The 16,137-nt window shown below is 44.9% G+C and carries 15 protein-coding genes; 6 read left to right on the top strand and 9 right to left on the bottom strand.

The features are described from left to right. Positions 1-91 precede the first annotated feature (91 nt). The 4 genes from PP178_RS06260 to PP178_RS06245 all read right to left on the bottom strand — a co-directional run bounded on the left by PP178_RS06260 (position 92) and on the right by PP178_RS06245 (position 2,656). Positions 92-541 carry a ferritin-like domain-containing protein gene (locus PP178_RS06260; RefSeq protein WP_272593452.1) on the bottom strand — a complete coding sequence of 150 codons (450 nt, stop codon included), beginning with the start codon at positions 539-541 and terminating at the stop codon, positions 92-94. Between the two features lie 68 nt (positions 542-609). Then, the gene (locus PP178_RS06255; protein WP_272593451.1) at positions 610-909 is read right to left on the bottom strand and encodes a hypothetical protein; all 300 of its coding nucleotides are present in this window, start codon (positions 907-909) and stop codon (positions 610-612) included. A gap of 242 nt (positions 910-1,151) precedes the next feature. Continuing rightward, positions 1,152-2,033 (bottom strand): mechanosensitive ion channel family protein, encoded by an 882-nt coding sequence (locus PP178_RS06250; RefSeq protein ID WP_272593450.1) that lies wholly within the window; start codon positions 2,031-2,033, stop codon positions 1,152-1,154. Positions 2,034-2,221: 188 nt separating this feature from the next. Next, a complete protein-coding gene (locus PP178_RS06245; protein ID WP_272593449.1) occupies positions 2,222-2,656 on the bottom strand; it encodes a hemerythrin domain-containing protein in 435 nt (144 codons plus the stop codon). 418 nt (positions 2,657-3,074) lie between these two features. Here PP178_RS06245 and PP178_RS06240 point away from each other — a divergent pair, with 418 nt between their 5' ends. The 3 genes from PP178_RS06240 (at position 3,075) to PP178_RS06230 (ending at position 7,919) form a co-directional block, all read left to right on the top strand. Continuing rightward, a complete protein-coding gene (locus PP178_RS06240) occupies positions 3,075-3,740 on the top strand; it encodes a DUF2652 domain-containing protein (RefSeq protein WP_272593448.1) in 666 nt (221 codons plus the stop codon). 115 nt (positions 3,741-3,855) lie between these two features. Further along, positions 3,856-4,035: a hypothetical protein gene (locus PP178_RS06235; RefSeq protein WP_272593447.1), complete on the top strand. Its 180-nt coding sequence runs from the start codon at positions 3,856-3,858 to the stop codon at positions 4,033-4,035. Between the two features lie 77 nt (positions 4,036-4,112). Then, entirely contained in the window at positions 4,113-7,919 is a 3,807-nt protein-coding gene (locus PP178_RS06230; protein WP_272593446.1) for a metallophosphoesterase, read from the top strand. Between the two features lie 69 nt (positions 7,920-7,988). On the opposite strand, the gene PP178_RS06225 is transcribed toward PP178_RS06230, so the two are convergent. Continuing rightward, the gene (locus PP178_RS06225) at positions 7,989-8,726 is read right to left on the bottom strand and encodes a slipin family protein (protein WP_272593445.1); all 738 of its coding nucleotides are present in this window, start codon (positions 8,724-8,726) and stop codon (positions 7,989-7,991) included. A 333-nt stretch (positions 8,727-9,059) separates the two neighbouring features. On the opposite strand from PP178_RS06225, the gene PP178_RS06220 reads away from it, so the two are divergent. The 3 genes from PP178_RS06220 to PP178_RS06210 all read left to right on the top strand — a co-directional run bounded on the left by PP178_RS06220 (position 9,060) and on the right by PP178_RS06210 (position 12,178). Further along, positions 9,060-10,160 carry an endonuclease/exonuclease/phosphatase family protein gene (locus PP178_RS06220; RefSeq protein WP_272593444.1) on the top strand — a complete coding sequence of 367 codons (1,101 nt, stop codon included), beginning with the start codon at positions 9,060-9,062 and terminating at the stop codon, positions 10,158-10,160. 105 nt (positions 10,161-10,265) lie between these two features. After that, positions 10,266-11,408, top strand: a complete 1,143-nt coding sequence (locus PP178_RS06215) for a D-TA family PLP-dependent enzyme (protein WP_272593443.1) — start codon at positions 10,266-10,268, stop codon at positions 11,406-11,408. 119 nt (positions 11,409-11,527) lie between these two features. Further along, the gene (locus tag PP178_RS06210) at positions 11,528-12,178 is read left to right on the top strand and encodes a hypothetical protein (RefSeq protein ID WP_272593442.1); all 651 of its coding nucleotides are present in this window, start codon (positions 11,528-11,530) and stop codon (positions 12,176-12,178) included. On the opposite strand, the gene PP178_RS06205 is transcribed toward PP178_RS06210, so the two are convergent. From PP178_RS06205 to PP178_RS06190, 4 genes are all read right to left on the bottom strand, one after another. Next, positions 12,179-14,350 (bottom strand): acylase, encoded by a 2,172-nt coding sequence (locus PP178_RS06205; protein WP_272593441.1) that lies wholly within the window; start codon positions 14,348-14,350, stop codon positions 12,179-12,181. Positions 14,351-14,412: 62 nt separating this feature from the next. Continuing rightward, complete coding sequence (locus PP178_RS06200) at positions 14,413-14,742, bottom strand: 2Fe-2S iron-sulfur cluster-binding protein (RefSeq protein ID WP_272593440.1); 330 nt, start codon at positions 14,740-14,742, stop codon at positions 14,413-14,415. Positions 14,743-14,769: 27 nt separating this feature from the next. Further along, positions 14,770-15,831, bottom strand: coding sequence for an NAD(P)/FAD-dependent oxidoreductase (locus PP178_RS06195; protein WP_272593439.1), 1,062 nt, complete (start codon positions 15,829-15,831; stop codon positions 14,770-14,772). A 65-nt stretch (positions 15,832-15,896) separates the two neighbouring features. Beyond that, a complete protein-coding gene (locus tag PP178_RS06190; protein ID WP_272593438.1) occupies positions 15,897-16,136 on the bottom strand; it encodes a NifU family protein in 240 nt (79 codons plus the stop codon). Position 16,137 lies beyond the last annotated feature (1 nt).

The following is a 16,137-nucleotide window of genomic DNA, read 5'->3' as shown; positions in this document are numbered from 1 at the left end:
GAATCATCCGAAGTCATCCCAGGGATGTCACTATAAAAAAAGATCCCACGAATGTGGGATCTTTTGAACTAAATAATGGGGGAATCTTTGATTAGCTCAAATCTTCCAGACGTTTAATGGTATCCAGACCGGTTTTGATCTTTTGTTGTTGTCTTGCCAGCAGTGTTTGTGTACTTGGCGGCAGGTCGGTCTCAGCAAGTACTTCATCATATTCAGAAACTGCTGCCTTCTCTCCCCTGATGGCTTCTTCTAGCATAGACTCCTCGTTATCAGAAGAAAACATGGCTTTTACATCCATCCAGGCCCTGTGAGCTTTACTGGTAAAGCTATCTCCTTTATCCACTTCTTGTCCGTATTGCTTTAATTCAGACTTTAACTCATGTCCAAAATTGTAGCGCTCTCCGGCTTTCTGTTCAAAATATGCCTTTAAACCTTCATGATTGGTGTTTTCAGCTGCTTTCTTAAATCCCTTCTCTGCGTCGTAGGTCTTTTCCAGCAAGTCGTTCAGCTTGGAACCTACTTTATCTGTGTATGTATTCATAGTGTATTAATATCAATTATATACGGTGATTTCTCAGATGCACACCGTTTAGCATCATGGATGGTATATTAGTACTTGTTATCAGACCCATCCATAAATCTGAATTCTGAGTTGCGATAAAATGCATTGCGCTGCTTAAAGCTCCTGATCTTTTCTGACAGTGCCTTGAGCGAAGCGTCCGAGCTATCTGCAATTACTACCTGCTCCAGGGGAATCTCCATGTACTCGTCCTCAAAAACAGGTTTTAGTATCTCCTGCTCATTGTAATTCAAAGTGTCTTCACCTGATGTATCGTGGAATGCTCCCAGGGCAAATATCAAAAGCCCGGCCAGAGCCAATGCAATTCCTAATATTATATAGATAATCATTATCTTATTTTTTTATAAAATTACCTACATAATCCATCAGAGCTTAATCCAATCATTTAAAAATTTGATGCTTTAGGAGGATCAGGGTTCGTTCTGCCAATTTCCTAGAACAGCTCCTAAGGTTTTAGAAATTAGATATTTAATCGCGTGATCTTCCAGGTGATTGTGCATTAAAAAACCGGGTAAAATCAACATTTATCTTGAAGATCCCACCCGGTTTATAAATTTTACAAGCCTATTTATCAGCTCTCGTTATCTTTCCTGCTGATCGTTACACTGTCAGGAAAATCGAGTGTACGAATAGGGAATGGTATATCTATTCCTTCTTTATCAAAGGCTGATTTTATAGCTATCATGGCCTCTGTCCGAGCTTTGTGGATGTCCAGGGCCTTTGTAGAATCTATCCAGAACCTGGTCTCAAAGTTGATAGAACTGTCACCAAATTCGTTATAGAGGAAGATCACATCATCCTCTTCCACTCCATCAAACTGCTTAGATATTGTTTTTTGGACCAATTCCCGAACAAAACTGAGATCACTGTCATAACCTACACCACAATGCAGGATGACCCTGGATTGTGAAGTTGTGGAAAAGTTTTTAATCGGATTCTCTACCACAAGTTTATTGGGAATATAGACCATATTATTATCCGGCTGTTTCAAGGTTACCGAACGCAGATCTATCTCTACTACTTCCCCGGCATAACCATTACTTTCAATCCAATCACCGAATTTAACATACTTGACGTAAGACAGGATTATTCCCGAATAAGTATTTGATAAAGCGCCCTGTAAGGCAAGACCAACAGCCAGACCAACAACTCCTGCACCGGCGAGAATAGTGTTAAGCGCCTTACTTAAATTGAGAATCCCCAGTACCAGGAAGAGACCAAAAATTATAATGACGATCGCAACGATCCTGGATATAAGATGCTTCATGGAATCCTGAAGCTTACTGCGGTCCAGTAGTTTACGGGCTCCGCTACTGATATATTTGGACAGGATAAAGACGATGATAAACACCAGGACGGCCATGATAAAATTGGGCAATCCAAGAACCAGGGCATCTATCCATGATTCAATTTTCTCGAGCATTTTATTCCATGCATCTGAAAGTTTAAACATTTTGTGTTGTATTTAGTTAGCATTAATTTAATCCGAGCCAGGAATAACTAAACCGAATCATATAAATTGATCCGATTGAAACTCAGGGCTGATCGAGTTATATAACTCTGGTTTCTTGCCAATAGCACAAGATGGGTCAGGAGCGCCATTGCGCTCCCTAAAGTAGGTGGTTCTCGCTATTAGAAATACTAACGGCTATCAGACATGTATTTTTGGTAAGATTTGGCCAGGTCTTCTTTCTGCTTGGAAGTTAATACTTTCCCGGCCATTTGAAAAACTTCGTGTTCTTCTTCGCTCAGGTGATGTTCTACTTTCTCCTGCAATTTCTTGGCTGTTACCAGCCATCCGGGAGAACTGTATTCCGTATTTTCCAGTTCCTCGATAAGTTCATCAATCTCGTGGTGCTCTGCAATGCTGTGCCTCGCCTTTTCCTGTGTAAGGTCACTCTCGATCAAGGGAACATAGAAATGTCGTTCTTCCGCTTCTGCATGAGATTCCAATTCTGAACGTAAGGCTATAAACAGCTGATCCCGCGCATCCTGGTCACCGGATGTTTCAATTAATCTTTTTACCAGGTCGCGCTGCACGTCATGGTCTTCACGAAGGGCTTCAAATATATTCATAAGTATCAAAGTATTTAAAAAAAAATGGTCCTGGACTTAGAAGATAGCCAGAACCATTTGCAAACAACCAACCAAACTTGTTATCGAACATGGATAACAGAAGAACATTTAATCTTATTTATATTTTAAATCCTGTTGTTGTATTAAAACTTGCAGGAATATTGCTTTCAATGATCTGTATCAAAGAAACAACCATATTTCGGAAATTATGTGCTTAATCGCGCAACTGTTTAACGTAATTAGTTTGTTGACAAAAAACATAACACCCTGTTAGTCTTTTCGTTACCCTTCGATTTCTGATAGAGTCCATTTTTCAGTGAAACCAGTTTAAAAGAACAGTGGAGCGTAAAACAATCTGTATTTACTTTGCGTATATTCAATTGAGTCACCCATAATAATGACGCAATGCAGCACAACCATGGATAAAAAGACAAATCAGGCCCAGGCCGAGCAGGTAAAGGAAAAAAAATCAACTTCTGAAAACGTCCCCAAAGAAGCCGCACAAACCCTTATATGTATACCGGACATAACCGGTTTTACGCGCTTTATGAGTGAAACTGATTTCAAATTGAGCTCCAAAGTCATCCCCTCCCTGCTCAACAAGATTGTGTATTCTAACGAGATCGGTCTTGAAATATCCGAGATAGAGGGAGATGCCGTTCTATTTTACAAGACGGGAGAGCTTCCTAAGCTTGAAACTTTAGTTTCTCAGTGCAAGAAATTCCAGACAGAATTCCACAAGCAGCTGCATAAACTAAAAGCGCGTTACAGTGCATCTCCGGAAGCAGATAAGATCACCTCCATGTTAGGCCTTAAGATGATCCTTCACTTTGGTAAGGAGGTTGGCCAGGTTCCCGTTGGCAAGCGGATTAAACTCATTGGTGAGGATGTTATTACCGCTCATCTACTTTTAAAGAATGATATTGAGCTGGACGAGTATATATTACTGTCTGAAGATCTAATGGACCAGTATAAAGGAGAGCGAGAAAAGATGTCCCTGGATTGGGTTCAATGGGAGAAAGACCATATTGAGGATCCTCATATGGGTACTATCGACTTTTCATTTATTCCCTTATCTCACTGAACTCCCTAAAGCTTAGTTACCACAGCCATGCACCATAAAGAGTTAACATTTTTCTCTTTAAGGCTAAGCCATATTTTAATCGAATTGTAAGTTCGTTGTCCAAATCCGATGCAACATGTCTAAGAAACAAGGTGAAGAGAATACCGAATTTGTTAAAGAAGAGGCTACCCAGACCCGGAAATACATTTTCCAGAAAAATTCTATTACTAAGATCGCTGTGATTATTGTGGCTGCCTTCCTTGTTTTATTACTCATAGGACTTTACGTCTCCGGGGTATTCCTGGAAACTCCATAGCATCCCCTCTCTTACCTGCAGATTCCGGACCTACCTAGCTTACTTATAGTACCTAATACTAGAAACCATACCCCATTATGCATATTTCTCACAGAAGAAAAGTACAGAACGCCCAAAACTCCGTCCGTTTAGTGGAAGATTACCCTGCTAAGAGTGATCAAGGAATATATGCAGGGGCAAGAATAAAAGGATTGAGATTTTCCCTTAGCTTCCTTCTTATATGTTCCTTATTGATTGCAGGATGCGCCACATTTGATGTACAGAAAGCAAATGATCTTCGTTCTTCGGAGCAGGACAAGCAAGATCCGGAACACACTTTCTATTTCGTGGGTGGAATGGGTGAAGTGCCTCTTAACTCGGAATCACCCTTATTAAAACAGTTACAGAAAACCTTGGCTGAAGCGGGACCAAAAAGCACTTTGGTCTTTACGGGGGATAACATTACCGAGAATTCGGAACAATGGGAGACCAACAAAGCCCTGCTAGAACGTGAAATAAAATTAGCTAAGGGCTTTAAAGGTAACACCATCTTTCTCCCGGGGAATAACGAATGGAAAAGTTATGACGCCGATAAAATGGAGAAAGCCGAGGATTACATCAAGGAATTAGATCTCAGTAATATACAGGTAGAACCGAACAACGGTTGTGCCATCGAAAATTTTTCCGTGAATGACAACCTGGAGCTCATCCTGGTGGATTCTAAATGGTTTATCACTAATTGGTCCCGTATCAGCGGTATAAACAGGAAATGTACAGACATCAACACGCGTCGCAGGTTTATTGAAGAATTAGAGGATAAGATCGGGGATGCCCAGGATAAGAATATCCTGATCGTGATGCATCACCCGGTATTCAGCAATGGCAAGTTCGCCGGAAAAACCACGGTAAAAGATCACCTCTTACCACTACCCGTCCTGGGAACCATCAAGGAAGGGATAGACGATCTTTCCGGCTTTAACCCCGACCGACTTTCTTCCATGCGCTATGGATACCTGAGGGTTCTCGTCAGTGCTCTTGCACAGGATTCGGACCGTATCACTTTGGTTTCAGGCCACGAGGAGAGCTTACAATATCTTGAAGGAGGAGGTCTCCACCAGCTAATCGTTGGTTCGGTAGCCAAAAAGGCCGCAACCAAAAGATCTGAGGACCGTATTAACACTTATGGAGGATCCCTGCCTTACGAGGGTAAATTCACCTATGGGGAGAAAGGATTTGCCAAATTGGAATATTTTAAAGACGGGTCTTCTAAAGTAACATTCATTACCGAAGAGGATCGCTTAGCACCGATTTCTATTCTACCCCCTTTCCCTGAAAAGAATTTAATGGAACAGTTCCCGGAGACCAGAGGTGATAGCGTAACAAGTTCAGTATGGACTGATCCCAATGACCTCAATAAACCTGGTTTTTACCGTTTCCTGTGGGGCGAACGCTACCGGGATTATTTTGGCGAATCGGTTACAGCACCCATAGCCATGTTAGACACGCTTTACGGAGGACTGGAAGTTACAAAGACTGGTGGGGGACACCAATCTTATTCCATCCGCCTGGAAGATAAAGACGGGAAAGAGTATTCTATGCGCTCCCTTCGGAAAAACGCCCTGAAGTTCCTGAAATTCAAGGTTAAGGGTATAGCCTACACCGGGAATAATTACGAGGGCACTGTCGTTGAGGAGTTTATCAATGATTTCTTTACAACGGCTCACCCCTACATGCAGCTGGTCATAAATCCACTGGCTCGTGCTGTAGATGTTAACCATTCTGATCCTTACCTCTATTACATTCCCAAACAAGAAGCACTGGGAGAACTGAACGAAGAATTCGGGGGAGAGATGTATTTTATCGAGCCCCGCCCTTCAGAAGAACAGGTTAATAATAAGGGCTACAGGCGTGCTATAGATGAGCGGGGTGAAGTAAAAGAGTTCGAAAGTACCACGGACATGCTGGAAAAGATTAAGGAGGACGAATCTTATTCAATAGATCAACGCGATTTTATCCGGGCCAGGATTTTTGATATGCTCATTGGTGACTGGGACAGGCACCAGGACCAGTGGAGATGGATAGAATACGAGAAAGATGATGACAATAAGGTATTTATCCCCATTCCAAGGGACAGGGATAATGCATTCCCACGTTTTGATGGTGTAGGGATGGACCTCGTACAGATGTTTGTCCCTGCGAGCAGGAGGTTCCAATCTTACGGACCTGATATTAAATCGGTAAAATGGCTCAATATGGGTGGCAACAGGCTAGATCGTGCCGTTTTAAATCAATTCCCGGCTGAAGTCTGGGAGGAAGAAGCACGCTATATACAAGAACACCTCAGCCCTGAGATAATCGCCAACGCATTTGATCGCCTGCCCCAGGAGGTACAGGACTCCACTGCAAAGCGTATCGCGGCAGACCTGCAAACAAGGTTGAAGCAGCTTCCAAAATATGCCCGGCAGTACAGCGAATACCTGGACCGGATGGTAGCCCTGAAGGGGACAGAGAAGGACGATAAATTTACCATCACGAGAAACGAGGATGGCAGCACCCGGATTCTTATCCAAAGGCTATTAAGCGATGAGAAGAATGAGGTTATGTACGACCGAACCTTTGACCCGGAAATCACTAAGGAAATATGGATTTACGGACTTTCAGATGATGATGAATTTGAAGTTGCCGGGGCCGGGAAGGCCAAAATAATGATCCGTCTGATTGGGGGATATGGAAAAGATAGCTTCCGTATAACCAACGATGATGAGCTCAAGGTTTACGACTGGAAAGACGAAGAAACGGTTTTCACCGAAGAGACTCCGGATAAACAGTTCTCAGATCTCTACGAGACCAACACCTTCCACTGGAGATATTTTGAACCTAATTTTAATGTCCTTGCCCCCAACCTGGGCTTCCGGACAGATGATGGATTCTTCATCGGGGCCAGGAATACATTTACTGATAATGGTTTTAACGGGAACCCTTTCAGGCAACAGCACAGCTTGTCTGCCAACTATTATTTTGCCTTCCGGGCATTAGAACTCTCTTACCAGGGAATCTGGGCAAATATATTTCCTTCATGGAATTTTGAACTTCAAGCCTACCATACCAATAACCGTTTCACGACTAATTTCTTCGGGATCGGGAATGAAACAGTGAATAACGAGGACAACTTTGGGCGTGATTATTACAGGTCCAGGATGCAGGTTACCAAGGCCAGTGCCGGTATTTCTTACCATTCTCTCAAGATCCGCGGGCTCTTTGAATCGTACAAAGTCCAGGAAATGGAGAACCGGCTTTTTACCCCGGACAACCTTGGTGAAACCGTCTTTGATGACCAGTATTACGTGGGAGCCGAGACCAGCCTGAGTTATGAAAATAAGAATGCACCGGACTTTCCATCTAAGGCACTCAGTTTTGGGCTCACAGGGGGATATAAATGGAATACTGATCTCGGTGATGTTAAGTTTGGTTACGTAGCTTTTGACCTGGGTTTTGCACACCAACTGATCCCCTCCGGCGGAATTGTTCTCGCTTCCAAGGCAGAGGTAAAGACTAACTTCGGGGAAGATTACTTTTTTTACCATGCTCCATCTATAGGCGGAGACAACGGGCTAAGAGGTTACAGGGACCAGCGATTTTCAGGAAAGACCTATTTCTATCAATCCTCGGATCTCAGGTTCAGGGTGCTGAAGACGATGACACCTGTGGCACCAATTAATGCCGGCTTCTACGGGGGATTTGATTACGGCAGGGTATGGACCCCTGAACAGAATTCTTCAGAATGGCACACTTCCCAGGGAATCGGGATCTGGTTGAGTGGCTATAATTTCCTGACGGTACAGGGAGGTTTCTTTAATTCGGATGAAGGCAATTTAATACAGGTAGGACTTGGTTTTGATTTCTGATCCGCCACTAACAAGAATAAAGGCCCGATGTGCGGGCCTTTTTTATTTCTGTTATAGGAGACCTCTAAGTCAATCCTTCTTATTCCTTGGCAATACTTCTTCCGGGAATGGAAACAATATGGTCGAATTCTTCTCTGCCGCAATATTGGATAAGGTCTGGTATAAACGTAATTTGATGGCAGATGGGGATTGATCTATAAGTTTACCGGCTTCAAGCAGCTTCCCCGCCGCTTGTTGTTCCGCTTCCGCCAGGATGATCCTCGCCCTCCTGGAACGTTCAGCTTCGGCCTGGTTGGCCATCATTCGTTTCATATTTTCAGGGAGCTGTATATCCTTGATCTTAACATCTATGATTTCTATCCCCCAGGAACTGGTCGCCAAGATCACTATCTGTTTTATATTATGCCCCATCTCCTCCCTTTTGGAGAGGATAGTATCCAGTTCCACCTTACCACAGACATCCCGTAATGCCGCCTGGGATAACTGGCTGATGGCAAACTTGAATTCCTCTACTTCCAGTACTGCCTTTTCCGGATCGGTTATTTTGAAAAAGACCACCCCGTCTATACTACAAGGCACATTATCCTCTGTCATTACTTCCTGGGAGATGATATTGATCGTGATCACTCGGATATCAACCACCTGTATGGTCTCTACCAGGGGAATTATCCAGCGGAAACCAGGCTGTAAAGTCTTGATATACTTACCAAACCTGAATTTTAAAGCTCTTTTATATTCAAAAATAACACGTATCCCTCCGAGGAGGAATAAAAGGATCAGGATCAGAAAGAACATTGGAGGATTCATAACTATAGCAATTATTCCCGGGAGTACCCGGTACGTGAAATATAAATAGGGGAATTCTCAGATGTGTTCCTGCTTGGTATAGGTAGCGAGGGCAGAATCCAGGCTTATGACTTATAAAAAACTGGATGACAGCTTATTAAAGTTACTTTATTTAGACAGACCCTGCAAAAAAGCTTAGCAAAATTCCATAAATGTGAGCAGGACTTAAAATGCAGCCTTACGGTCAACTCGTATAGTTATTATGGTCATTTTCAATGTTTATCGATGAAAATTAAATTCATTACGTCTGTTAGTAAGTTGACTTAGTACTATATTTAAAAAAACCGAACCACTATGAAACTTAAGATCTTCTTACAGGTCTTCGGAGCCATCGCCGTGCTCCTTACCATCATACCTATAGTTGCTGTAGATTATTGGTGGATACGAATGTTTGATTTCACCCACTTACAGCTCACATTACTCACCCTTACAGCTCTACTGGCGTATTTTATTCGTTTTGATATAAGATCTAAAAGCGATTACGCTTTTATAATCATACTTCTTGGATGCTTTATCTACCAAGGCGTGAAGATACAGCCGTATACACCCCTGGCTTCCCTGGAGGTATTGGACAGTGAAAAACCAATGGGAAAAACCTCGTTTAAAATATTTACTGCAAACGTGTTGCAGGATAACGAGGACTACGCTTCGCTGATTCGTTCAATCGAGAATTACGATGCCGATATACTGTTGTTGACAGAGACCAATAACGAATGGATGAAAAACATTTCTGAGGTGGTGAATGCAAAGTATCCACATGCTGTTGAAGTGCCAAAAGACAATACCTATGGGATGCTCTTGTATTCAAAATTACCCCTTAGGAAGGAAAAGGTAAAGTATCTAGTTCACGATAGTATACCTTCAATACATGCACAAGTGGTATTACCTTCACGGGACAAACTTCAACTGTACTGCATCCACCCCACCCCTCCGATGCCACAGGAAAACCCTACTTCAACAGCCAGGGATGCGGAAATGATGATCATTGCAAAGCTATCCCGGAGCTCTCAGTTACCGGTGATCGTCCTCGGTGATTTTAACGATGTTGCCTGGTCGCGTACTACCGAATTATTTGAAGAGGTAAGTGGGCTTTTAGATATCCGTAAAGGGCGTGGCTTGTACAATACTTATAACGCTAAGAATCCTATCATGCGCTGGCCCCTGGATCATATTTTCGTATCACCAGACTACAGGTACCTGCACATGGAGAGAGGCAAAAAAATTGGTTCGGATCATTTCCCTGTATACGTGGAACTACATTACGAACCATCAGGGGCAGATGTTCAAACGCCACCAAAAGCTACGGCCGAAGCCCTGGATGAGGCGAATAGGATGATCAAAGAAGCTGAACTTGAAAGAAGGATCAAAGAACAGGAACTAGACCTGGAGTTCTAGACAAGCGGTTTAAATACATTATGTTATTTTTGAAGTAGAAGGTAACTGGTCTTCTGTCACGGCAGGCCGGGAACCGGCAGCGTTAACTCAACTAATTCCTGCAGCATGACTTCACTTCCCTGGTACCAACTAAACGAACCGGAAAACTGTTATTCTCCTTCCCTCCTGGTCTATCCTGAACGGATTGCCCACAACATCAAAATGATGTGCGAAATGGTGGGCGAAACCTCCCGACTGAGACCTCATATAAAAACGCACAAAACGGCAGAGATCATCCGGATGCAGCAGGAAGCAGGAGTAGAGAAGTTTAAATGTGCTACACTTGCGGAAGCGGAATTACTCGGACGCTGTAAGGTAAAGGATGTGTTGGTGGCCATGCAGCTTGTCGGTCCCAATATTAACAGGTACCTGGAGCTTTGCTGGAGATACCCCGGAACCACTTTTTCAACCTTGCTGGATCATAAAGAAACGGCTATTGCCCTGGCCAAGGCAGCAGAGGCTGATGAACATATCGTTAATGTTTACCTGGACCTGAACGTGGGGATGAACCGTACCGGAATTGCGCCGGGTGAAAAAGCTGAAGACCTGTACCGCTTTATTCATAAACAGGAAGGATTAAACATATTGGGGCTGCATGTCTATGACGGGCACCTGAGGTTCTCTGATCCCAAGAGGCAGGAGAAAGCCTGTAACCAGGCCTTCGAAAAAGTTACTGACCTGTGCAATGCCCTGGTAAAATCCGGCATGGACAGGCCCGTTATCATCGCAGGGGGATCACCTACCTTTCCTGTACACTGCAAAAGAAAGGACGTGGAATGCAGCCCGGGTACTACACTTTTATGGGATGAGCGTTATGCAAGTTCATTCCCGGATCTTAACTTCCTCCCGGCCGCCGTGCTTTTGACCCGGGTACTAAGTAAGCCTGCCGAGGGACTTTACTGCCTGGACCTGGGCCACAAGTCCATAGCTCCGGAAATGTCATTCCCCAGGGCTAAGCTATTAGGACAGGAAGATGCTGAGCAGCTCTCACAGAGTGAAGAGCACTTGGTCATTAAGCTAAAGAAGGGCAAGGGGTTGGCTATAGGCGATATAATCTATGCGATTCCCATGCATATCTGCCCTACCGTTGCTAAATATCCCAAACTGAAAGTCGTAGAACAGGGCGAGGTCATAGCCGAATGGCGAGTTGCGGCCCGGGATCATGAATGGCAGGAAAAAATCAGGTTTAAAGGCCGGCACAGAAGCTGATCTAACTCACTTTCAACAGATTGCAGCTATACAATTATCACGTTCGTCGAATTTAACAAGCCGTTTAAACAGGCGTGGCGCGGTATTTGCTAACTTTACCCTAAATTATTGGCCCTGCTATGAGGTTGTTTGCTTTTTTATTGTTTGGCTTCTGTGCTCTAGGTGTTTATTCCCAGACCGATCTTCCTCAGTCCCAACCGCTGAAGATTGAAGCGGGAGAAAAACTGGATATGAATAAGAATCCGGATAAAAGCAATGCATTAAATATGCCCTCTATCCTGGAAGACCCCAACCCGGTAAATCTCAATGATGCTCTTTCTGAAAGGAATGTACAGATGCTCCCACAGCGAGAATTGAAACAAGCCGGCTTTGATCTGAAGATCGACCCCAAAGTGGGCAATACTGAAAAAGGCTCATCGGGTAAACATTTCGGGGACATGTACCTGGGGGATATAACCACTAAAGCTAAATATGTCGGGATCGTTTGCAGGGACCACGAATACGTAGACGGAGACCGGGTAAAGATCTACGCCAACGATCATGTGGTAGAACCCAATATTTTGCTGGATGGTAGTTTTAAAGGTACTAATATCACCCTGGACCGGGGTTTTAACCGCTTAGACTTTGAAGCCCTTAACCAGGGATCTTCGGGGCCTAATACCGCACAAGTGAATGTGTACGACGAAAAAGGACAGCTTATTTATTCCAATAAGTGGCTGTTATCCACCGGCTCCAAAGCTTCCCTCATTATCGTACAGGAAGCCGAGTAATTATTTCCTTCGCTGGCCGGGATGATAGCTTTCTTCTGCCCGATGCAATACATCTTCTTTATAGTAAGCGACTTCTTTCCACTCTATATCTGCATATGGTTGTGCCTGGTCATCAAAGTGAGGAGATGCCGGATCCCCGCTCTGCCCGCCGGCCAGGATGCTTTTGGCTATCACCTTTGGGCCAAATTCTACCACCGCTGCAAAACTATTTCCCCGGGTTCCGTAGATCTTCTTGGTATTGTTATGGTAGCGTGCGCCGTAGGCTGCCAGTGCTCCCCATCGCCCGGATGCGAACCCGATCGGTATACTCGGCTTGTTATCGTCAAAGGGCTGCCTGATATCCCCATTGAGCCTCTGGTAGCGGTTAACTTCGCCCCAGGGTATGCTCCAGCTTCCAAAGTCATCCTGTAATTGTTCGAGAACCAATCGGAATATCTGCAGTCGTTCCGATCGTGGAGAGGAGGTTCCAAAATACTCCATCAGCTCCATGTCACTCAGCCCTTCAGGCCTATTACCTTCAGCGCCATAACGGGTACCATAGAAGTGAGCAAGGGTCATCGCGACCGAGTTTTCAGACGTCTTGTAATCCCATGAACGGAGTGTATCTATAGCTGCTGCCATAGTGCTCCCTTGTTCCGGGGCAGCATCATAGGCCGAAACGAGTCCCGGGATAAGTGCTTCAAAAGCCGGCAGGACCGGGTCATGGGCCAGTTTAATGAGGCTGTCTATGGTGTATCCTTTTCTATCGGTCAGCAAGCGTATGGCATGTACCCCCCTGAAATTCTCCCGGTCTTTAGACATATATCCCGGGTAATCTTCTCGCTTAGGGCTGTTATCTAATGCGGCGGTATAGGGAGTCGAGTTACAGTTCTGAATCCAGCCATTAGCCGGGTTTAGGATCAGGATGTTCTCATCCACCGTATGCAGGCCTTGCCAGTCCGTCGCCGGGTTACTGCCATCTACAGGGTTCTCATAATCAAAGCTTTCGTCCCTTACAGGGATAAAATTCCCATGAAAATAAGCAATGTTTCCTTCGGCATCAGCATATACCGTATTATTGGAAGAATTGGTACGGATGTCCATCATTTCCCGGAAACCTTCATACCCATTTTTCTTGGTCCGGATATAGGATTGTTCCAAGGCTTTTACGGGGTCCCACATCATGGCAGAAGCCACGGCTCTTCCATCCTGCAGGTGGGTAATAGGCCCGTGGTGTGTCCTGTAAACGGGGAATGTACGGGAACGCAGGCTATCCCCCTCCTTGTACTGCAAGCTCACCGTTGAACTTTCAACGGCTCGTAGCTCTTCCCCGTAGCGGTAATACTGCTTACCGCCTTTTTCTATAATGGTTTCCACGAACTCATCCATAACATCGGTATAGGTAGAGGTGTGCATCCAGCCGGTGCGCTCATTAAAGCCTTGATAGATAAAGAATTGCCCCCAGGTAACAGCCCCATAGGCGTTAAGACCTTCTTCGCTTACCGCATGTACCTCTCCCCGGAAATAAAATGAGGTGTGTGGATTAATGAGCAACATGGGATTACCAGATTGGGTGAGATCACCGGAGATAGCAATACCATTGGATCCACCCGGTTCCTCGAAAGTGGTCAATTCCGATTCGGGTACAACGGGTAACTCCCCTGTTTTTTCATAAAAGGCTTTAATTTTTTCAGTGCTGATACGCTCAATATCCCCGCCGATTGAGCCCTCACTGAAATACATTGGCATCCAGGGTTCAAATTTGGTAAGCAGCTTTGGCTTTACTTCGGGATGAGTGTGTAAGTAATAGTTGATCCCATCGGCAAAGGCCTCGCAAAGCTCTTTTAACCAGTCGGGACTGTTCTCGTAATATTCAATGGCCTCTTCCTTGCTCATAAACATCCGTGCCCGGAGATCACTGTACAAGGCTTCCTCACCTTCAACTTCGGCGAGCCTACCGGTTGCCCAGATATAATTCTGTTCTACCCGGTTAAAATCATCTTCACACTGGGCATAGAGCAATCCAAAAACGGCATCTGCATCAGTTTTACCGTAAATATGAGGTATGCCAAAATTATCCCGGATGATGGTGGTATTCGCTGCGTGCTCTTCCCAGCGTTCCACTTCGGGAGATCGCTGTTCAGTTTTACAGGATAAAAAGGAGATAAAAAGGAAGAAAAAGAGGATTCTCATAAGGCCGGTATTTCAATAGTTTGCTAAAACTACGAAAACTCGCCTACAGTTCTATGCCCCTTTCAACTTTCAGGTGCCAGGGTCACCTCCAGTCCGTCCAGGGAGGGTTCCAGGTGTATCTGGCAGCCAAGGCGGCTGTCTGCTTCTACGTAAAAAGCTTCGGCCAACATAGCCTCTTCATCGTCCGATTTTTCCGGGAGATGGTGATCAGAACGGATATAACACTGGCAGGATGCACACATGGCCATTCCCCCACAGACCCCAATGGTACCTTCGGGTGCCAGTTCGTAAGAACGTACCAGCTCCATCAGGTTCATGTTCATATCTGTTGGTGCATCTACAACATGCAGTACCCCTTCCCGGTCCGTAATCTTAATCTTTATGTCAGACATGTGAGCTTCTCTAATTTATAACGCGGTTTAATCGATACTCTTTACCACAGCTTTCGGTGCTTCTTTTTTTGAACCGTCAAAACCATTGATTCCGCCCACGGTGGTGTATTTCATAACGTACCTTTTGTCCGGGTGAATACGCTGGTAAGCACTTTGCACCATCAAGGTGGCTTCATGGAAGCCACATAAGATGAGTTTCAGTTTCCCGGGATAGGTATTCACATCGCCAATTGCGTAGATCCCGGGAACATTCGTCTGGTAATCCAGGGTGTTATCTACCTTGATGGCGTTTTTTTCAATTTCCAGGCCCCAGTCGGCAATGGGCCCGAGCTTTGGACTCAGCCCAAACAGCGGTATAAAATGATCAGTTTCTAAGTGGATATCAGACGCCGGGTCTGAAGTTCTGTTGATCACAACCCCATCTAAATGGTCTTCCCCAGTTAATCTTACTACTTCCGAAGGAGTGATAAGCCTTACTTTACCCTGGTCCTTTAATTCCTGTACTTTCGCAACCGAGTCCAGCGCCCCACGGAATTCGTTCCTCCGGTGAACCAATGTAACTTCGGATGCCACATCGGCCAGGAAGATGGTCCAGTCCAGGGCAGAATCTCCTCCACCGGCAATGACCACTTTTTGATCCCGGTATACTTCCGGGTCCTTGATCATATAGGCAACACCTTTGTCTTCAAATTTAGGAAGGTCCTTCAATAAGGGTTTCCGGGGTTCAAAGCTTCCCAAACCACCGGCGATGGCAACTACAGGGGCATGGTGTTTAGTCCCTTTATTCGTGGTTACAATAAAGGTTCCGTCTTCTTGCTTCTCTATTGTCTGGGCCCGTTCGCCCAAGGTAAATCCGGGTTGAAAGGGTGCAATCTGTTGCATCAGGTTCTTCACCAGGTCACCAGCCAGAACTTCCGGGAATCCCGGGATATCATAAATGGGCTTCTTGGGATAAATTTCGGCACATTGCCCGCCGGGTTGTGCCAGGGCATCGATAAGGTGGCAACGCAACTGCAGTAACCCGGCTTCAAAAACTGCGAACAATCCAGTTGGTCCGGCACCTATTATTAATATATCTGTTTTAATCATGAAAAGAGTGGCTTAAAAAAGAGGAGAGGAAGCACAGGCTCCCCAAAAGCAGTTCTGCAATTGTTTTAATTCACATTAATTACCTGCTCTATCTGTGGCGCATGCTTCTTAATGGTCATTTCTACCCCGCTCTTTAAGGTCATCTGGTTTACAGAACACCCGACACACGCACCTTCCAGCCGAACCTTCACCTGAGTGTCGTTATCGATAGAAACTAACGAGATATCCCCCCCGTCACTCTGCAGGAAGGGCCTTATCTCATCAAGAGCATTTTCCACTTTGGTTCTTAATTCCTCTGAAGTCATT

The sequence above is a fragment of the Zeaxanthinibacter sp. PT1 genome (assembly GCF_028464225.1).
Classification (GTDB): Bacteria; Bacteroidota; Bacteroidia; order Flavobacteriales; family Flavobacteriaceae; genus Zeaxanthinibacter.
Note: the sequence above shows the minus strand (reverse complement) of the source record. Positions and strands in the feature narration are given on the sequence as shown.